Source organism: Pseudomonas sp. GW-45, from assembly GCF_056896675.1.
The window spans coordinates 127,430-144,879 of the sequence record NZ_CM167674.1 but is presented as its reverse complement, the minus strand read 5'-3'; the positions used below and the strand labels follow the sequence as shown (position 1 = coordinate 144,879).

Genomic DNA, 17,450 nt, shown 5'->3' with positions numbered 1-17,450 from the left:
ATTGCGTTCCACGCGTGACTGTTTGCAGTTCATGATTATCTCTCCCTGGTTGACCTATCCGCGCTCAGGCAAGCTGAGAGTCCGCGGTCGCTCTAACCAACCCCCTTCACCATCCGGCACGATTTCGATTACGTCCAAACGGTTTTCCTGTATCCCCGTTATACGGCCGTAGTTTCGCCCCAGATAGTCACCAACTTGGACTCGGTGCACGCTACCCGCACCCTGAACCAGGGCTTGCATGCCGTTGTTGTTGCTCAAAGTGCCGACCATTTCGAAGCTTTCAATATTGAAGCCTTCGAGGAATTGTTTAACGCGGTTCTCGTCGGGCTTGATGTCTTGTGAGCCGCGCTGACGTTGAGTCAGGTCTATACGGATGGGTGGCTGGAAAGGGCTTCTCAATGACGCAGCACTATAAGTAAATGCCTCATAGGGCTCAAAGCGCGGCAAGGCCTCGATTTTTCCAGCTGGCCTGGCACGCGTCTCATCCATAAAGCGCTGCAGATCAGCGAACTCATTATTACCGCAACCCGCCAAACCGAATACAGCGAGAAGGGATAAACAGGTTATGTTTTTGCCAATCATTATTGCTGTCCTCCCGCATCGCTCGTATCGCCTGCATCGTTATAGCGATAGGTCTTGGCCACAATATTCATTGTCAGCAAATCTGGACTGGCCACGTTCACCGGCTCAATAACGAAATCATTAAGAGTCACAATGCGAGGCAAACCGGCGACACTACTGACAAAAGTAGCGAGGTCGTGGTAACTACCTCGAACCACAATATTGATGGGCAGCTCAACATAAAACTGCTTGGCGACTTCCGGCTTTAGCGTGATCGACTCGAACTCAAGGCCGCTATTGAGGCCCATCTGAGTGATATCTTCAAGCAAGCCAGGCACTTCGCTATCCTTGGGCAATTGCTTCAACAAACCACTGAAACGCTCTTCGATTTCGGCTAGCTGCTCTTTGTAAGCTTCAAGATTGGCTGCGCGGAAAGACTTATCCTCAAACTCTTTGCGTAGCGCAACCTCTGTTGCCTCAACACGCTCCAAGCTCACTTGCAAATCTTTAAGGTGGAAGTGGTAACCCAACACCAAGAGCACCACAAATACCAGAACACAGACGATGACCTTTAAAGCGCCAGGCCAAGAACCAATATTGTTGAAATCCAGATCACTGAGGTCGATCTTCTTCAAACTATCCATAGATTGAGAAAAACTCATGGCTGCTGCTCTCCCTCAGCGGCGGCGCTGGCACGCGGCTCGGTCTGCTTCACTGTCAACTCAAACACGTTGGCCTGATCAAGCGCGCCAGAAGTGATCGCCCGTACGGCAGTCAGATTAGGTGAAACCAGCCAATCGGATGCATCCATTTGCCGCATAAGCTTGGAAACCCGGCTATTAGACTCTGCCCCACCTTTGATACTGACAGATGAGCCGCTCATGGAAACCGAAGTAAAGTAAACCCCGTCAGGCAAGGTCCGTGTCATCTCGTCAAACACCCGGACTATGATCGGACGATTACCCTGAAGATCTTGGATGATTTTCATACGGTCGAGCAATTGAGTGCGGCGCGCTTGCAACTGCTCAATTTCGCTAATGCGCGCTTCCAACAGTGTGATTTCTTTCTGCAGGAAAGTATTGCGGGCGTTTTGATGCTCAATCTTGCCATTCAGGTGACGATCACCTAAAAAAACCAAAGCGCCAGCAAAAACCACAACCAGTGCCAGAATGGTTAAAAATTCCTTTTTCCGTTCTTCCCTTAGCTGCTCGCGCCAAGGCAACAGGTTAATGCGAGCCATTAGTCAAAACTCCTCATTGCCAGACCACACGCAATCATCAATGCAGGTGCGTCATTACTAAGCGCCACTGCATCAACCTTGTTCGACAGGGTCATGTTTGCGAAAGGGTTGGCAACCAAGGTGGTAGTACCGATCTTCTGTTGGACCAGCTGATCCAGGCCTGGAATAGAGGCTGTACCACCTGCCAGGAGGATGTAGTCCACATCGTTGTACTGCCCACCGGCGAAGAAGAACTGCAGCGAACGAGAAACCTGCTGCACCACCGCGTCTTTGAATGGACTGAGCACTTCGCTTTCAAAGTCGTCTGGCAAGCCGCCTTGCTTCTTGGCGAGCCCAGCTTCTTCTTGAGAAAGGCCGTAACGGCGCTGAATTTCGTCGGTTAACTGCTTGCCACCGAAGAGCTGCTCACGGGTGTAGATAATACGGCCCTGGCTGAGAACGCTGAGCGTCATCATAGTCGCGCCGATATCAATCACCGCGATGGTAAGCGCCTCATCACCGCCGTCAAGCTGGTGAATCACCAAGTCGCACGCCCGCTCCATAGCATAGGCCTCGACCTCGACAACCTTGGCCGTGAGCCCCGCGAGCGCTAACGCAGCTTCGCGGATATCGACGTTTTCACGACGACAAGCGGCCAGAAGAACCTCTTCTCGCTCTGCGTTACGGGGGGAGACACCTTGAACTTCGAAGTCGATGGAAACTTCATCAAGCGGGTAGGGAATATATTGATCAGCTTCGAGCTTAATCTGCTCTTCCATTTCGTCTGGATCCAAACCGGCATCCATCTCAATGGTTTTGGTGATCACGGCCGATCCCGCTACCGCAACAGCGGCTTGTTTTAGCGGCGTTCGAGAGCGCGCCAAGACTTTTTCCAAAGCCTGGCCGACACCCTCGAGCTCGACGATATTTTTCTCCACCACCGCACCGGGTGGCAAAGGTTCAACCGCATAAGCTTCGACCTTATAGCGGTTACCGGAGCGACTGAGCTCTAGCAGCTTCACAGTGGTGGAGCTGATATCGATACCCAGTAGCGTATTCGCTTTTTTCTTGAGGAGCCCTAGCACAGCCAATTTCCTATCAGCATCCGACACTTACGGACGGTTTATGTTTTCCTACATTAAATAACAGTCCCTGTACAAGCGCAAATAGCTAAATCAAAAAAAATACGCTTATAATGCAGACTGCTACACCCTTCAAGGGCAGCAATACTGCTAACTTTCTAATTATTCAGGGAATTCCGCATCCCTTATGCGTTTATTAAAATTTCTATTCTGGTCTCTTTTAGCCCTGGCTTGCACCCCGGTTCTGGTGCTGAGTGGGGTCGCACTCTATCTTAGCCCTGCTTTACCAGATGTTGAAACCCTGCGTGATGTGGAATTGCAAACCCCGTTGCGGATATATAGCACAGATAACAAGCTCATTGCAGAGTTTGGTGAAATGCGTCGATTCCCCATTACCTACGATGAGGTGCCCGCCACTTTCGTACATGCACTGCTGGCAGCGGAAGACGACAACTTTTTGCATCACCATGGCGTTGACCCTGCTGGCCTCTTGCGTGCGGTAGCAGAGCTAGTACAGACCGGGCACATTCAAACCGGGGGCAGCACCATCACCATGCAAGTGGCAAAAAACTATTTTCTGTCCAGCAACCGGGTGTTCTCGCGAAAATTAAACGAAATATTGTTGGCGCTGCAGATCGAACGCAACTTAAGCAAGCAGGAAATTTTCGAGCTTTACGTCAACAAAATTTACCTCGGTAACCGCGCCTACGGCATTGAGGCGGCCGCTCAAGTTTACTACGGCAAGTCGATCAGCGAGCTGCCCCTGGCCGATCTGGCCATGATTGCAGGACTGCCCAAAGCACCCTCGCGCTATAACCCCATCGCCAATCCCGAACGGACCAAGCTGCGCCGTAACTGGATTTTGCAGCGCATGCTGATGCTCGGTTATATCGACCAGGCCAGCTACGACGAAGCGATAGCCACTCCCATCACTGCCCGCAATCACGGTGCCAATCCTGAAATGGAGGCGCCTTATATTGCTGAAATGGCGCGCCTGGAAATGGTTGACCGCTATGGCGACAAGGCCTACACCCAAGGTTTTAATGTCTACACCACCGTTAGCAGCAACATGCAGGAACTGGCTAACCAGGCGTTGCGCAGCGGACTGGAAGAGTATGATCAGCGCCATGGATTTCGCGGTCCCGAGGCACGCAACCCGGATATTACGCTAGAACAAGGCGCCAGCTTTCTGAAGAAATATCAGAGCCTCGGCGGCCTAGAACCGGCATTGGTCACCGCAGTACATCCCGACCGCGTGGAGGTGAGTTTCCGCCGTGACCCGCACGGCGTCATCAGCTGGGAGAACATGAAGTGGGCTCGCCCCTATCTCAGCGCCAACAGCATGGGCCCGCGCCCCGGAAAACCGGCTGACGTGCTAAAACCCGGCGACATTATTCGCGTAAGTCACGTCGAGGGTGAAAACCAGTATCGACTTTCGCAATTACCCAAAGCACAAAGCGCGCTAGTGGTGCTTGGCCCTCAAGACGGCAGTATCAAGGCACTGATCGGCGGCTTCTCCTTTGTCGAAAGCAACTACAACCGGGCAACCCAGGCGAGGCGCCAACCTGGCTCTAGCTTCAAACCTTTCCTTTACTGCGCGGCACTCGACAATGGCTATACGCCCGCCAGTCTGGTCAACGACGCGCCGCTGGTGTTTGTTGACGACTACATGGACTCAATTTGGCGACCCCAGAATTCGGGTGGCGATTTTCTCGGCCCCATCCGCTTGCGCGAAGCCTTGTATCGCTCCCGCAACCTGGTATCTATTCGCCTGCTGCAGGATCTGGGCGTAGATCATGCCATGACCTACATCGAGCGCTTCGGCTTTGCTCGCTCGGACTTGCCACGCCATCTATCCGCAGCCTTGGGCACATCCGAAATGACGCCTTTGCAGGTTGCTCAGGGATACACCACTTTTGCCAACGGCGGCTACGCGGTTAAACCCTATTTGATCGACCGTATTGAGAACCGCTACGCCCAACTGGTCGACTATTCCCGGCCAGCCGTAACGCCTGCCCAAATGGAGCAAGAACAGGCTCGCCTGGACGCCTACTACCTGCGCCAACCAGAAGGCATTCTGCCGCAGGTAGAGAAAGCCGAGCGTGTGGTCGACCCACGCACTATTTATCAGCTCAATAGTATGTTGCGAGACGTGATTCGACGCGGCACAGCGGTGCGCGCCAGATCATTACAGCGCAAAGACCTGGCCGGTAAAACGGGTACGACCAACGACCAGAAGGACGCCTGGTTTTCCGGTTTCAATCCTGATCTGGTTGCTACCGCATGGGTCGGATTCGATCAGCCCAGCACACTGGGTCGACGCGAGTTCGGTGGCACCGCTGCCCTGCCGATTTGGATGAGTCTCATGGGGCCAGCTCTGGAAGGCGCACCTGATGTAGAGCCACGTATGCCCGAAGGGATGTTGACCGCGCGGATCGACTCGGAGACTGGCCGCAGCGCACCACCGGGTAGTAACGGCATTATGGAAATATTCAAACAGGAAGATGCCCCACCTCCGTACAGCGAACTAGGACTGGGCGGTTACGATAGCGAAGGCGCCGTTACACCCCTTGAGCTGTTCTGAGCCAACGACAGTAACTGCTGACGCAGCCAGCGGTTCACCGGGTCATGCTCTGCGGCCTCATGCCAATACAGGTTGAGTCCAATGGACGGCAAAGGCAGCGGCATCTCGAGTAAGCGGTTATCCAGAGACGCGTTCACCAGCTCCGCATGCCGCCTGGACATGGTCAGCAACAGATCACTCTGCGCCACCACCAGACTCGCAGCTTGATAGTTCTGACACTGCTGCATCACGCGCCGCATCAAGCCCATATGCCCTAGCGCCAGATCCTCGTAAGACAAGCCGCGGCGCCATGACGCTACCGCAATATGCTCCGCGGCCAGATAACGCTCGGTCGTAAGCTCGCCCACAAAGTCTGGCCCCGCCACCACACAGAGCGGCTCTGTCAGCAGTTGCATCTGGCGCAGATTGGCGTCAACCGGCCGTGCTATCTGCACCGCAAGGTCAATACGGCCCGCAGCCAGTTCCAGCTTCAACTCGGACCAGCGCACGCCCGCTGTCCGCACCTTACATTTAGGCGCACAGTGACGCAGGCGTGCGAGTAAGGGCGGCAGCAACACCAGCTCCAACTGCTCCGGTAGGCTCAAGGTAAAAGTGCGCTCGTCCTGCAACGGATCAAAATCCTGTAGCCCTTCCAGGCTACGCTGCAAGCGCGCCAAGCTATCGCTGATCACCGGAGCAAGCCGCTGCGCTAACGCGGTCGGCGTCACACCGCGCCCCTCGCGCACGAACAACGGATCAGCGAAATGCTCACGCAAGCGCGCAAGCGAGTGGCTAACTGCCGACTGGCTGACATGTAGCACCGCCGCGGAGCGCGTGAGGCTGCGTTCACGAAAAACCACTTCGAAGACCCTGAATAAATTCAGGTCCATGCGGGCAACCGATGACAAACCATTCATTTCATTCATAGCAGGAAGCCCTAGGCCCAAGATGAAGCACAATATCTACGCCGCTCCTGGCGATGTATGAGCTTGATTCATAATTATAGATGAATAAGCTTCGCTTCATCCCTTTGCGTGAACGGCCTAAGCTGCACCACATAAAATCAACAACGAGGGCTGGCAGATGCAGGAATCAGATTACTTGGCGAACTTGCGTGCCTTACAAAAGGCCGCATGGCCCAAAGGCGCGCCCACCGAAGCGGTATACCCCTTGGGTGAACAACCGCTGACGCGCTATCTGCAGCACTGGGCTCAATCCTGCCCGGAAAAAACCGCCATTCATTTTTACGGCCATCAACTCAGCTATGCCGAGTTGGACGATTTAAGCGACCGATTTGCCGCGCTGCTGTACCAGCAGGGCATCAAGCCTGGCGATCGAGTCGCGGTATTCATGCCTAACTGCCCACAGCTACACATCGCCTTCTATGGCATTCTGAAAGCTGGCGCTATTCACGCCCCGGTTAGCCCCATGGCTAAAGGTATGGAGCTGAGCTATCAGCTCAACGACAGCGGCGCCAACGCCATTGTCTGCTTTGACCAGTTGCTGCCGGTGGTACGCGAAGTGCGAGCAGAAACCGACCTCCAGCTGATCATCAGCACCAGCCTGTCCGAACTATGCCCTGCCGCGCCCCCAATCCCAGTACCCGATCTGCTGCAAGCGCCCAAGCTGCCAATCACCGACAGTATCGACCTGCTGCCTGCCCTGCAAAATATCGCACCGGCAACCAACCTTCCCGCCCTACAGCTCGATGACATCGCAGCGCTGAACTACACAGGCGGTACCACTGGGCTGCCCAAGGGCTGCATCCACACCCACGGCGATATGCTCTACACCTGCGCCAGCTTCCTGCCGACGGCGTTGGGCCTGGACTCTGAGCGTATCAGCCTCAATTTCATGCCAGAATTCTGGATCGCCGGGGAAAACGCAGGGCTGCTATTTCCGATTTTTGCCGGCACAACCTTGGTGCTGCTGGCGCGCTGGGATGCGCTCACCTTTATGAGCGCAGTGCAGCATTACAAAGTCAATCAGACTGGGTTACTGGTCGACAGCGCATCAGAGGTGCTTGATCATCCGCAAGTTAGCGAGTTTGACTTCAGCTCGTTGGAAACCACCAGCTGTGTGTCTTTTATCAAGAAGCTCACGCCCGAATATCGCTCACGCTGGCTCGCTCTGACCGGTTGCACACTGTTCGAAAGCAGCTTTGGCATGACCGAGACCCACACGTGCGACACCTTCACCGCTGGCTTGCAGAAAGATAACTTCGACCTTAAATCCGCCCCCACTTTCGTTGGCTTACCCGTTCCCGGCACTGAGTTTAAAGTCTGTGACTTCGCCAGCGGCGAACTGCTGCCACTGGGCAGTGAAGGCGAGCTTTGCGTGCGCACCCCCTCGCTGCTGAAAGGGTACTGGAACAAGCCCGAGGTCAGCGCCGAGGCACTGCGCGATAGCTGGCTGCACACCGGCGACAGCGGCGTGATTACCGAACAGGGCTTCATCCGCTATCTTGGACGGCGCAAGGAAATGCTCAAGGTCAACGGCATGAGCGTATTCCCCAGCGAGCTGGAAGCCATGCTCGGCCAACACCCCGACATTCTTGCTTCAGCAGTCGTCGGCCGACCGGACGAACAACGCGGCCAAATGCCGATCGCTTTTATCATCTGTAAACCAGGTAGCAGCGCCAGTGCCGAGTCGCTGCACGCGTGGTGTAAAACTGCGATGGCCATTTTTAAGGTGCCGGAAATTCGCTTGGTCGAATCGCTGCCCATGACAGCGACCGGCAAAGTAAAAAAACAGGAATTACAGGATTGGATCAACTAAGCATGTCATTCAATAGCGTACTGATCGCCAACCGCGGCGAAATCGCCATTCGCCTCGCCCGCGCCCTGGCTGAAATGGATATCCACAGCGTCGCGGTCTACGCCGAAGACGATGCCGAGTCACTGCACGTGCGTCGCGCCGACACTGCCATCGCACTTACCGGGCAAGGCGCCGCCGCTTACCTGGACAGCGAGCAATTAATTGCAGTCGCAAAAGCGCAGGGATGCGATGCCATTCATCCGGGCTATGGCTTTCTCAGCGAGAACGCCGACTTTGCACGCCGCTGTCTGGCGGCCGGAATCGCCTTCATTGGCCCAGCTCCCGAGGTACTTGAGACCTTCGGCGACAAGGCCAGCGCACGACGCCTAGCACTGCAGCAAGGCGTACCTCTGGTGCAGGGCACCAACGAGCCGACTTCGCTGGAGCAGGCGCGCGCCTTTATGCAATCGCTGGGCGCCGGCACTGCCGTCATGCTCAAGGCACTAGCGGGGGGGGGCGGCCGCGGCATGCGCGCTGTGCACAGTTTGGAGGAGCTGGATGAAGCTTTCGTGCGTTGCAGTTCGGAGGCGAAAAGCGCCTTTGGCAACGACGCGCTCTATATAGAACGACTGATCACCCGCGCACGGCATATTGAAGTACAGATCATTGGCGACGGCACGCAGGTGTCGCATTTGTGGGAGCGCGACTGCACGCTACAACGCCGCAATCAAAAGCTGCTGGAAATCGCACCCGCGCCAACGCTGGACCCGGCAGTACGCGGGCAGCTCCTGCAAGCCGCCAGAACCCTGACTCAAGCCGTCAACTACCGTGGCTTGTGTACCGTCGAGTTTTTGTTGGATGAAGACGCGGGCGACTTCGTATTTATGGAAGCCAACCCACGAATTCAAGTAGAGCACACGGTCACCGAGGCGGTTACCGGGATAGATTTGGCGCAAACACAGATTCGCCTTGCAGCAGGCGCCAGCCTGGTCGAACTCGGTCTGGAGCAAAAGCAAATCCCTGAAGCCAAAGGCTTCGCCGTGCAGCTGCGCGTCAACCTGGAAAGCATGAGCAACGACGGCAGCGCCCGCCCGGCTGGCGGCACGCTTAGCGCCTACGAGCCGCCCAGTGGCGCAGGCATTCGCGTGGACGGCTACGGTTATAGTGGTTACACCACCAGCCCGCGCTTTGACTCGCTGATAGCCAAATTGATTGTGCAGGCCAATGACGACTACGTTGGTGTATTGCGCCGCGCCTATCGAGCGCTTTGCGAGTTCCGCCTGGAAGGCGTCAGCAGCAACCTACAGTTTCTGCAGAACTTACTGCAAAACGCAGCCGTGCAAAGCAATGACGTTTTTACCGGCTTTATTGAAGCCAATGCTGCGACGCTGACCGCGTCACAAACCAGCGAACATCCGCATCGTTATTTCAGCGCTGGCAAAACCGCCGCAACAGAGCAGCAAGACGGTGTTATCGCTCCCGCCGGCACCGAACCGCTTAAATCGCCGGTGCAAGGTGTACTGGTTAGCCTGGACGTACAAGTCGGCGATGCCATTGCCGTAGGTCAGCAAGTCGCGGTATTGGAAGCCATGAAAATGGAGTTCGTGGTGAAAGCTGCGCAGAGCGGCATAGTGCGCGCACTGGCGGTTGAGCCCGGCGCCAGCCTATTTGAAGGCAGTGCCCTACTCTATCTCGAACCGGCCGAGGTCACCGCCGGCCAAGAATTGAGCGAAGAAGCCATCGACCTTGAGCATATACGCGCTGATTTGCGCGAAGTGCTCGAGCGCCAAGCTGACCTCACCGACGAGCGCCGCCCGAAGGCGGTCGCCAAACGCCGCAAGACCGGCCAACGCACCGCCCGTGAAAACCTTGCTGATCTGCTCGACGACGGCAGTTTTATGGAATACGGCGGTTTCGCCCTCGCCGCGCAGCGCATGCGCCGTAGTCACGCAGAACTTCTGGAGATGAGCCCGGCGGATGGACTAATCACCGGTATCGGTACAATCAACGCCGAGCAGTTTGGCGCGGAAGCGGCGCGCTGCATGGCGCTGTCCTACGATTACACGGTATTCGCCGGTACTCAAGGCGTGACCAATCACAAAAAAACCGATCGCATGCTGGAGTTGGCCGAACAATGGCAACTGCCGCTGGTGTTCTTCACTGAAGGCGGCGGCGGGCGTCCCGGCGATATCGACAAGGTGGGTGTGGCCGGGCTCGACTGCACTACCTTCATGCGCATGGCGCGACTGAGCGGCATGGTGCCAACCGTCGGCGTGGTATCCGGGCGTTGCTTTGCCGGTAACGCCGCCCTGCTGGGCTGCTGCGACGTGATCATTGCCACCGAGAACGCCACCATAGGTATGGCCGGTCCGGCGATGATTGAGGGTGGCGGTTTGGGCCACTTCACTCCGGAGCAGGTTGGCCCGGTGAGCATGCAGGGTCCGAACGGCGTAGTGGATGTCGTGGTACCGGATGAGGCAGCCGCCACTCGCGTGGCCAAGCAGTACCTATCCTACTTCCAGGGTGAGACACGTGAGTGGCAGTGCGCGGACCAACGCGAGCTGCGTCACCTGATCCCGGAAAACCGGTTGCGCGTATACGACATTCGCCAAGTCATTGAGAAACTGGCCGATGCGGATTCAGTGCTGGAATTACGCCGACATTTTGCGCCGGGCCTGATCACCGCGCTGATCCGAATCGAAGGTAAGCCATTCGGCCTGATCGCCAATAACCCGATGCATCTTGGCGGCGCCATTGATGCCGTGTCCGGCGACAAAGCCGCGCGCTTTATGCAGCTATGCCAAGCGCACGGTCTGCCGATGGTTTCGCTCTGCGACACACCCGGCTTTATGGTCGGCCCCGATGCAGAGCAGCAGGCCACAGTGCGGCATGTCTCGCGCATGTTCGTCACCGCCGCCAGCCTAAGCATTCCCTTCTTCACCGTGGTACTGCGCAAAGGTTATGGCTTGGGCGCGCAGGCGATGGCCGCTGGTAGCTTCCACGCGCCGCTGTTTACCATCGGCTGGCCAAGCAGCGAGTTTGGTGCCATGGGGCTGGAAGGAGCAGTGCGACTGGGCTACGCCAAGGAGCTGGCTGCCTTGGAAGACCCGGCTGAGCAGCAGGCGTTTTTCGATAAAATGGTCGCCGAGCTGTACGCACGCGGCAAAGGCATCAGCATGGCCAGCTTCCTGGAAATCGACGCTGTCATCGACCCACTGGAAACCCGCGACTGGTTACTGCGCGGCCTGAATGCAGCGCCCGCGGAGTCACGTCGCAAGGGCACTCGGCCATTTGTGGATACTTGGTAACGGTTATCGATGAGTGCTGCTGTAATCTTTTCTGTTCGCGCAACGCGGCGCAGAAAAGGTTACAGCGCGCTCAAGGCGACAACACGGTCAACCTTGGGCAATAAAGCCGCATCATGCCCCAGCAACAACGCCGTGCGGTCCGCCAGCCAAGGCTCTAATCGTGCGCTCACCCGCTCTCGGGTGGCAGCGTCCAGGCCGCTGAATGGCTCGTCCAGAATTACCAGAGGTGCGTTTTTAAGCAGCACTCTTGCCAGTACCAAACGCCGCCCTTCACCACCCGAGAATTGTTTGCCTGATTCGCCCACCCAGGTATTCAGTCCGGTCGGCAATCCATCAACCAGGTCGGCCAGATCTACCATCTCCAGCACTGCCCAGAGTTGTTCATTACTCGCGCCAGGGTTACCCAACAGCAAATTAGCAGCGACGCTGTCATGCAATAACTCAGTCTGCTGAGTTAGGTAGCCAAGCTGGGTGCGCCATTTCTGAAGCGGCAACTCAAGCAACGGCGTACCACTAACCAGCAGCTGCCCTGAGTCAGGGTCTAGCAAGCGCGCGGCCAGCGCGGCCAAGGTCGACTTACCCGAGCCGGAGGGGCCAATAATCGCCAGGCGCTCGTTTCTTGCCAGCGTTAAGTTAAAACCCTGTATCCCGGCGTGACGCACTCCAATATCGTGCCATTGCAACGTAACGTCGGTGGGCATAGGTAAGGGCTGGTCCGGATCGACCAAGCGGCTACTCATGCTAGTCTGCTGATTCAGTCGCGCCGCGGCAGCTCGAGTGCCGCCGAATTGTGCGAAGGCCGCGGGCAAGCCAGCAAAACCTTCGCTCAATGCCATCAACGCCAGCGGAATCATCACCATGATCGGACCCGACAGCAGTCCTGCTGCATAGGCTTGCATTGCACCAAACAAACCTAACAAAACGGTGGCCATCACGCCCAACGTTGCCAGACCCTGCCCAAGAGCAATACGCCCTTGCAGAATCAGTTGTTCATCCAATATTTGCTGACTACTGGCCAGCAGCCGCTGGCGATGCAGGCCCAGAGTGCCGGCAGCCGTCAACTCAGCCAGCCCCTGCAATTGCTCAACAGCCTGAACCCGCAGGTAATCAAGCTGCTCCACTCGCCGGGCGCTGTAATGCAGCCCAAACAGTGCCATGCCCAAGGTCAGAAACAGCAGCAGCCCCAGCAGCACGGCGCCGAGCAACAACGCTAGAGAAAGATGGAAAACCGCGATCAAGCCACACACTAGCGTGATACCCAGCAACGCCACTACCGGCGGCGCGAGCAGGCGTAAGTAAAGGGTATCCAGGGTATCTATATCGGCGGTCAGACGATTGAGCCATTGCGCTGCGCGCAGGCGACTCAAGGTGGCACCATCCAGCAGCGCCAAAGCCGCGAAATGCCGACCGCGCAAATCGGCGAGTAAGCTCAACACCGTGTTGTGGTTGAAGACCCGCTCGGAGTAGCGCGCGACCGTGCGCGTGAGAGCGAAAAACCGGATGCCGCCACCCGGCATATACACATCAAACATCACTCGCTGGCCTGCGGCCCAGAGCAGCGCGGTAACGCCCGTGGCGGTAATAAACCAACCAGACAGCGCTAACAGACCCATGGCACTGAACAGGGTTAATGCCAGCAGCAACGCACCGACTACCAGGCGCGAACGGCGCTGCATGATGAGCGCCAGCCAAGGCTTTAGCTCATGCATCTGTGAGTCTCCCACTGTTCAGAACATAACGGCGATCAGCCAACGCCATCAGCGCTGGATGGTGGGTGGCAATGATCAGCGTTTTGCCGCTAGCCGACAGCCCGCGCAGAGCGGTTATTACTTCAGCTTCGCTCTGCTCATCCAGGCTGGCAGTAGGTTCATCCAGCAGCACCACATCAGCTGTCGACAACCATACCCTTGCTAGCGCTAACCGCTGTGCTTGGCCACCGGACAACCCACGACCACCTTCGCCCAAAACCGTATCTAAACCATTAAGCTGAGCCCCGAGCAGCGCACCAAGACCCACAGCCTCAATCGCGCGCGACATCTCCTCAGTGCTAGCCTGCGGAGCAGTGAGACGCAGATTCTCCGCCCAGCTTCCCTGAATCAAAAAGGGCCGTTGCCCCAACCAGGCAAGCGGTTGCTCACCCGGCAGATGACCCAATATTGTGAGGCTGCCGCTGCCGGGTTTAACGAAACCAGCAATGCAGTGCAGCAAGCTGGATTTGCCTGAGCCGGAAGGCCCTGTGAGCGCAACTACTTGCCCGACTGAAACCTGCAAAAAGATATCGATCAGTACCGCTCCACGGCCCGGATAAGACAAGCTCAACTGGCGAATGCAGATACCATCGGCGCCCTGTTTTGCAGACTCACTCTGAGAGTCAATATTCGCCGCTTCATCCTGCAACGCAGCCATACCCTCAGCCGCTGCCAGTGCTGCAGCCCGGTCATGATAGGACTGCGCCAGGCTGCGTAGCGGTTGAAAAAACTCAGGCGCCAGCAACAGAATCAGTAGGCCGGAAAATAGCGTTAACTGGGCCGCAGGGCCGTATTGAATGTAGCCAAGCAAACCAAAACCGATATACATCGCAACCACCGCGATCGCCACAGAGGCGAAGAACTCCAACACCGCAGAGGAGAGGAAGGCTATGCGTAAGGTGCGCATGGTGACCGAGCGGTAACGCTCGGAGGCATCTTGTACCGATTGGGTCGCGGCACCTACCTGCCCGAACAGCTGCAGGCTGGTGAGGCTGCGCACCCGATCAAGAAAATGCCCGGCCAGCCGCCCTGCTTCCAGCACGTGCTGCTGACTCACCTTTTCTGCGCTCATGCCAATTAGCGCCATAAACAAAGGAATCAGCGGTGCTGCAAGCAACAGAAACAACGCCGCTAGCCAGTCGAGCCAGAACACGAGCAGCAGAATCAATAAGGGGGATAGTAGAGCTAACCACTGTTGCGGTAGATAACGCGCGTAATAACCATCCAGCGCCTCTGCCTGCTCGACCCACTGATTGGTCAAAGCCGCGCTGGAGCGATCCGCCAAACGGATCGGTCCAAGATCAGCCCAGTCGGCAGCCAATTGCTCGCGTGCCGTTTGGCGCACCCTCACACTGGCATGCTGGCCACAACGCTCTTGCACCGCCTGCGCAAGAGCACGCAGCACAACAGCCAAGCCCAAACCCACACCTGGCCACAGCAAAGAGGAATAAGGGGCTTTTGCGATCAGCACGGCATGCACCAACCAAGCGATTAGGCCCATCTGCGCAATGAGCGCCAGTGTCTGCAACAGCCCCGCCACTACCGCAGCATACAGCCAGGGCCGAACTGCCAGCCCCTGCTGCCGCAGCCAATGACGGCTGCGGCGACCGGACTCAGTGATAGCCTTCACCCACGCGGACCTTGCCGCGGAAGATCCAATAGGTCCAAGCCGTATAGGCGAGGATAATCGGGATCACGAACAGCATCCCAAGCAGCAGAAACAGCTGAGAGCCCGGCGCAGAAGCCGCATCCCACAAAGTGAAGTTAGGCGGAATGACGTAGGGCCAGCGCGTCCACAGCAGTGCAAAGTAGGTGGAAAAGAACATCGCCATGGTCGCAAGGAAGGGCACGACTTCCTTGCGCTTACGCAACCCGCTCCAGATCTGGTAGGCAAAAAACAGTGCCAATACGGGGAAGATCCAGATCCAGCGAACCATCGAGAACCAGCGCTCATAGGCACTTGGATCAACCGACGGCGTCCAGATGCTGATGATACCGAAAACACCCAGCACAGCGGCCAGCAACCACGGCGCGATCCGATAGGCCCACTGCTGAATATAGCCCTCGGTTTTCATAATCAGCCAGGTGCTGCCGAGCAGCGCATAACCGGCCATCAAGCCTACACCGGTCATCACCGTGAACGGCGTGAGCCAATCGAAGGCACCGCCAGCGTAAACCAGGCCTTCGGTTTTATAACCTTGAATATAGGTACCCACCACCACACCTTGCGCAAAAGCCGCCAGGTAGGAGCCGCCGGCAAAGGCCCAGTTCCACAGGTAGCGTGAGGTTTTTGCCTTGAAGCGAAACTCGAATGCAACGCCGCGAAAGATCAAACCCGCGAGCATCAAAAATACGCCGATATACAACGCCGGCAGCAAGATTGAATAGACCAGCGGAAACGCCCCGAGCAGGCCGGCCCCACCCAGCACCAGCCAAGTTTCGTTGCCGTCCCACACCGGCGCCACCGAGTTCATCATCACGTCGCGGGCATCTTCATCCGGCGCGAAGGGGAACAGCATGCCCACGCCCAAATCGAAGCCGTCCATCAGCACATACATGATCACGGCGAAGGCAATAATCATCGCCCAGATCATCGATAGGTCAAAGATTTCCGATTCCATGCTCAGGCCCCCTTATGTTCGAATGCCACGTCACTGCCCGACAGGGGACGCGACGGCCGATGCACTTCATCATCTGCATCAATGTGGGTTTCATCAATCTCAAGGCCGTCTTGCAACACGCGCATCAGGTAGTACAAACCTGCGCTGAAAATCGCCGCGTAGACCGTGATGTAGCCAATCAAAGTAAACAGCGCCATGCCACCCGTTAGCGAGGGTGTAACACCTTCGGCGTGGGTCATCATTCCGTACACCAGCCAAGGCGACCGACCGGTTTCAGTGACTACCCAGCCCGCCAATACGGCGATAAAGGGCGTAATACTCATCAGCCGCAGCCCCTGCAAAAACCAGGGTGTCTGCCAGTAGCGCTGTTTGTAGCGCAGCAACAAGCCCATAAAGGCGGTTGCGATCATCAGCAGACCCAGCCCGACCATCACGCGGAACCCCCAGAAAACCCACGGCACTTCCGGCTGTTCAGCAACCGGGAAGTCCTTGAGTCCGGGCACTACGCCATCAATATCATGGGTCAGAATCAGACTTGCCAGCTTGGGGATACCAATCTCGATGAGATTGCTTTGGCTTTCCTTATCTGGCCATGCGAACAGCAACAAAGGTACGCCGGATGAGGTTTCCCAGTTGGCCTCCATCGCGGCAACCTTGGCGGGTTGATGCTTCAGGGTGTTAAGTCCGTGGAAGTCGCCCACCACCGCTTGGGTGGGGGCGAGAATCAAAATCAGCCACAGGCACATGGATAGCGCCTTGCGATTCACTTCTACTTCACGCCCGCGCAGTAAATACCAGGCACTCACCCCCGAGACCACGAAAGAGCCTGTCAGGAACGAGGCAAGCACCATGTGCGCCAAACGATAGGGGAAGGACGGATTAAAGATGGCCTCACTCCAGGAGGTGACAAAGAACACGCCATCTCGCAACTCTACGCCCGCTGGCGTATGCATCCAGCTATTGGCGGCAAGAATCCAGAAGGTTGAAATCAGGGTGCCCAGCGCCACCATGCAGGCGGCAAAGAGGTGCAGTCCCTTGGGCACCCGGTTACGCCCGAACAACAGAACACCCAGAAATGCCGCTTCAAGGAAGAACGCGGTGATCACCTCATAGCTAAGCATTGGCCCAAGAAAGTTGGCTGCCGCGTAGGAATAGTTACTCCAGTTAGTACCGAACTGGAAGGACATGACGATGCCCGAGACGACACCCATGCCGAAGACCACGGCAAACACCTGTACCCAGAATTTGGACAGGCGCTCCCACACGGGGTTACCGGTTTTGAAGGAAAGCGCTTCCAGAAAGGCGATGAAAGAAGCCAGGCCAATACTGAAAACTGGAAAGATCGCGTGAAACGACACCACAAATGCAAACTGCAAACGTGACAGCAGGAGGGGATCCAATTCCATGCGCGCTACTCCTTAAGAGAAAAGTTGATGCAGGTTGCGGGTAATACCGTCTGCAGTCAGCAATAGGTCCGAGGATGAGACCGTGCTACCACTTGGATTGTTCCATGTCGCAGTGTGCCTCACTCTCACGCAATCCGGGATCAGACGAATTGCCGCAGGCCGCATCAAAACAAGGCTAAACCCGT

Annotated in this window: 12 protein-coding genes; 3 read left to right on the top strand and 9 right to left on the bottom strand. The window is 56.8% G+C overall.

Going from position 1 to position 17,450, the window contains the following annotated elements; genetic code table 11:
* Positions 1–54: 54 nt before the first annotated feature.
* The 4 genes from pilP to AC1XYH_RS00610 are packed head-to-tail and all read right to left on the bottom strand — an operon-like array spanning position 55 to position 2,865.
* Positions 55–582, bottom strand: a complete 528-nt coding sequence (gene pilP / locus AC1XYH_RS00625) for a type 4a pilus biogenesis lipoprotein PilP (protein WP_483324749.1) — start codon at positions 580–582, stop codon at positions 55–57.
* Entirely contained in the window at positions 582–1,223 is a 642-nt protein-coding gene (locus tag AC1XYH_RS00620; RefSeq protein WP_483324748.1) for a type IV pilus inner membrane component PilO, read from the bottom strand. Before AC1XYH_RS00620 ends, pilP begins: the two co-directional genes overlap by 1 nt.
* The gene (locus tag AC1XYH_RS00615; RefSeq protein WP_483324747.1) at positions 1,220–1,801 is read right to left on the bottom strand and encodes a PilN domain-containing protein; all 582 of its coding nucleotides are present in this window, start codon (positions 1,799–1,801) and stop codon (positions 1,220–1,222) included. Before AC1XYH_RS00615 ends, AC1XYH_RS00620 begins: the two co-directional genes overlap by 4 nt.
* Positions 1,801–2,865 (bottom strand): pilus assembly protein PilM, encoded by a 1,065-nt coding sequence (locus AC1XYH_RS00610; protein ID WP_483324746.1) that lies wholly within the window; start codon positions 2,863–2,865, stop codon positions 1,801–1,803. The genes AC1XYH_RS00615 and AC1XYH_RS00610 overlap by 1 nt, the downstream gene beginning before the upstream one ends.
* A 184-nt stretch (positions 2,866–3,049) precedes the next feature.
* Between AC1XYH_RS00610 and AC1XYH_RS00605 the strand changes: the two genes are divergently transcribed.
* Positions 3,050–5,446 (top strand): penicillin-binding protein 1A, encoded by a 2,397-nt coding sequence (locus tag AC1XYH_RS00605; RefSeq protein WP_483324745.1) that lies wholly within the window; start codon positions 3,050–3,052, stop codon positions 5,444–5,446.
* Here AC1XYH_RS00605 and AC1XYH_RS00600 read toward each other — a convergent pair.
* The gene (locus tag AC1XYH_RS00600) at positions 5,404–6,351 is read right to left on the bottom strand and encodes a LysR family transcriptional regulator (RefSeq protein ID WP_483324744.1); all 948 of its coding nucleotides are present in this window, start codon (positions 6,349–6,351) and stop codon (positions 5,404–5,406) included. The genes AC1XYH_RS00605 and AC1XYH_RS00600 overlap by 43 nt on opposite strands.
* A 157-nt stretch (positions 6,352–6,508) precedes the next feature.
* Between AC1XYH_RS00600 and AC1XYH_RS00595 the strand changes: the two genes are divergently transcribed.
* Both AC1XYH_RS00595 and AC1XYH_RS00590 read left to right on the top strand, forming a co-directional pair.
* Positions 6,509–8,203, top strand: coding sequence for an AMP-binding protein (locus tag AC1XYH_RS00595; protein WP_483324743.1), 1,695 nt, complete (start codon positions 6,509–6,511; stop codon positions 8,201–8,203).
* A 2-nt stretch (positions 8,204–8,205) separates the two neighbouring features.
* A complete protein-coding gene (locus AC1XYH_RS00590; protein WP_483324742.1) occupies positions 8,206–11,490 on the top strand; it encodes a carboxyl transferase domain-containing protein in 3,285 nt (1,094 codons plus the stop codon).
* Between the two features lie 59 nt (positions 11,491–11,549).
* On the opposite strand, the gene cydC is transcribed toward AC1XYH_RS00590, so the two are convergent.
* Genes cydC through AC1XYH_RS00570 form a run of 4 tightly spaced genes read right to left on the bottom strand, consistent with a single transcriptional unit; the run spans position 11,550 to position 17,265 of the window.
* Positions 11,550–13,199, bottom strand: a complete 1,650-nt coding sequence (cydC, locus tag AC1XYH_RS00585) for a thiol reductant ABC exporter subunit CydC (protein WP_483324741.1) — start codon at positions 13,197–13,199, stop codon at positions 11,550–11,552.
* Complete coding sequence (cydD, locus tag AC1XYH_RS00580; protein ID WP_483324740.1) at positions 13,192–14,868, bottom strand: thiol reductant ABC exporter subunit CydD; 1,677 nt, start codon at positions 14,866–14,868, stop codon at positions 13,192–13,194. The genes cydC and cydD overlap by 8 nt, the downstream gene beginning before the upstream one ends.
* The gene (cydB, locus tag AC1XYH_RS00575; protein ID WP_483324739.1) at positions 14,852–15,859 is read right to left on the bottom strand and encodes a cytochrome d ubiquinol oxidase subunit II; all 1,008 of its coding nucleotides are present in this window, start codon (positions 15,857–15,859) and stop codon (positions 14,852–14,854) included. The genes cydD and cydB overlap by 17 nt, the downstream gene beginning before the upstream one ends.
* Before the next feature lie 2 nt (positions 15,860–15,861).
* Positions 15,862–17,265 carry a cytochrome ubiquinol oxidase subunit I gene (locus tag AC1XYH_RS00570; protein WP_483324738.1) on the bottom strand — a complete coding sequence of 468 codons (1,404 nt, stop codon included), beginning with the start codon at positions 17,263–17,265 and terminating at the stop codon, positions 15,862–15,864.
* Between the last annotated feature and the right edge of the window lie 185 nt (positions 17,266–17,450).

Coding starts and splice junctions, on each gene's coding strand:
- cydC (WP_483324741.1), bottom strand. CDS start 13,199: ATGCATGAGCTAAAGCCTTGGCTGGCGCTCATCATGCAGCGCCGTTCG.
- pilP (WP_483324749.1), bottom strand. CDS start 582: ATGATTGGCAAAAACATAACCTGTTTATCCCTTCTCGCTGTATTCGGT.
- AC1XYH_RS00570 (WP_483324738.1), bottom strand. CDS start 17,265: ATGGAATTGGATCCCCTCCTGCTGTCACGTTTGCAGTTTGCATTTGTG.
- cydB (WP_483324739.1), bottom strand. CDS start 15,859: ATGGAATCGGAAATCTTTGACCTATCGATGATCTGGGCGATGATTATT.
- AC1XYH_RS00615 (WP_483324747.1), bottom strand. CDS start 1,801: ATGGCTCGCATTAACCTGTTGCCTTGGCGCGAGCAGCTAAGGGAAGAA.
- AC1XYH_RS00620 (WP_483324748.1), bottom strand. CDS start 1,223: ATGAGTTTTTCTCAATCTATGGATAGTTTGAAGAAGATCGACCTCAGT.
- AC1XYH_RS00595 (WP_483324743.1), top strand. CDS start 6,509: ATGCAGGAATCAGATTACTTGGCGAACTTGCGTGCCTTACAAAAGGCC.
- AC1XYH_RS00590 (WP_483324742.1), top strand. CDS start 8,206: ATGTCATTCAATAGCGTACTGATCGCCAACCGCGGCGAAATCGCCATT.
- AC1XYH_RS00600 (WP_483324744.1), bottom strand. CDS start 6,351: ATGAATGAAATGAATGGTTTGTCATCGGTTGCCCGCATGGACCTGAAT.
- AC1XYH_RS00605 (WP_483324745.1), top strand. CDS start 3,050: ATGCGTTTATTAAAATTTCTATTCTGGTCTCTTTTAGCCCTGGCTTGC.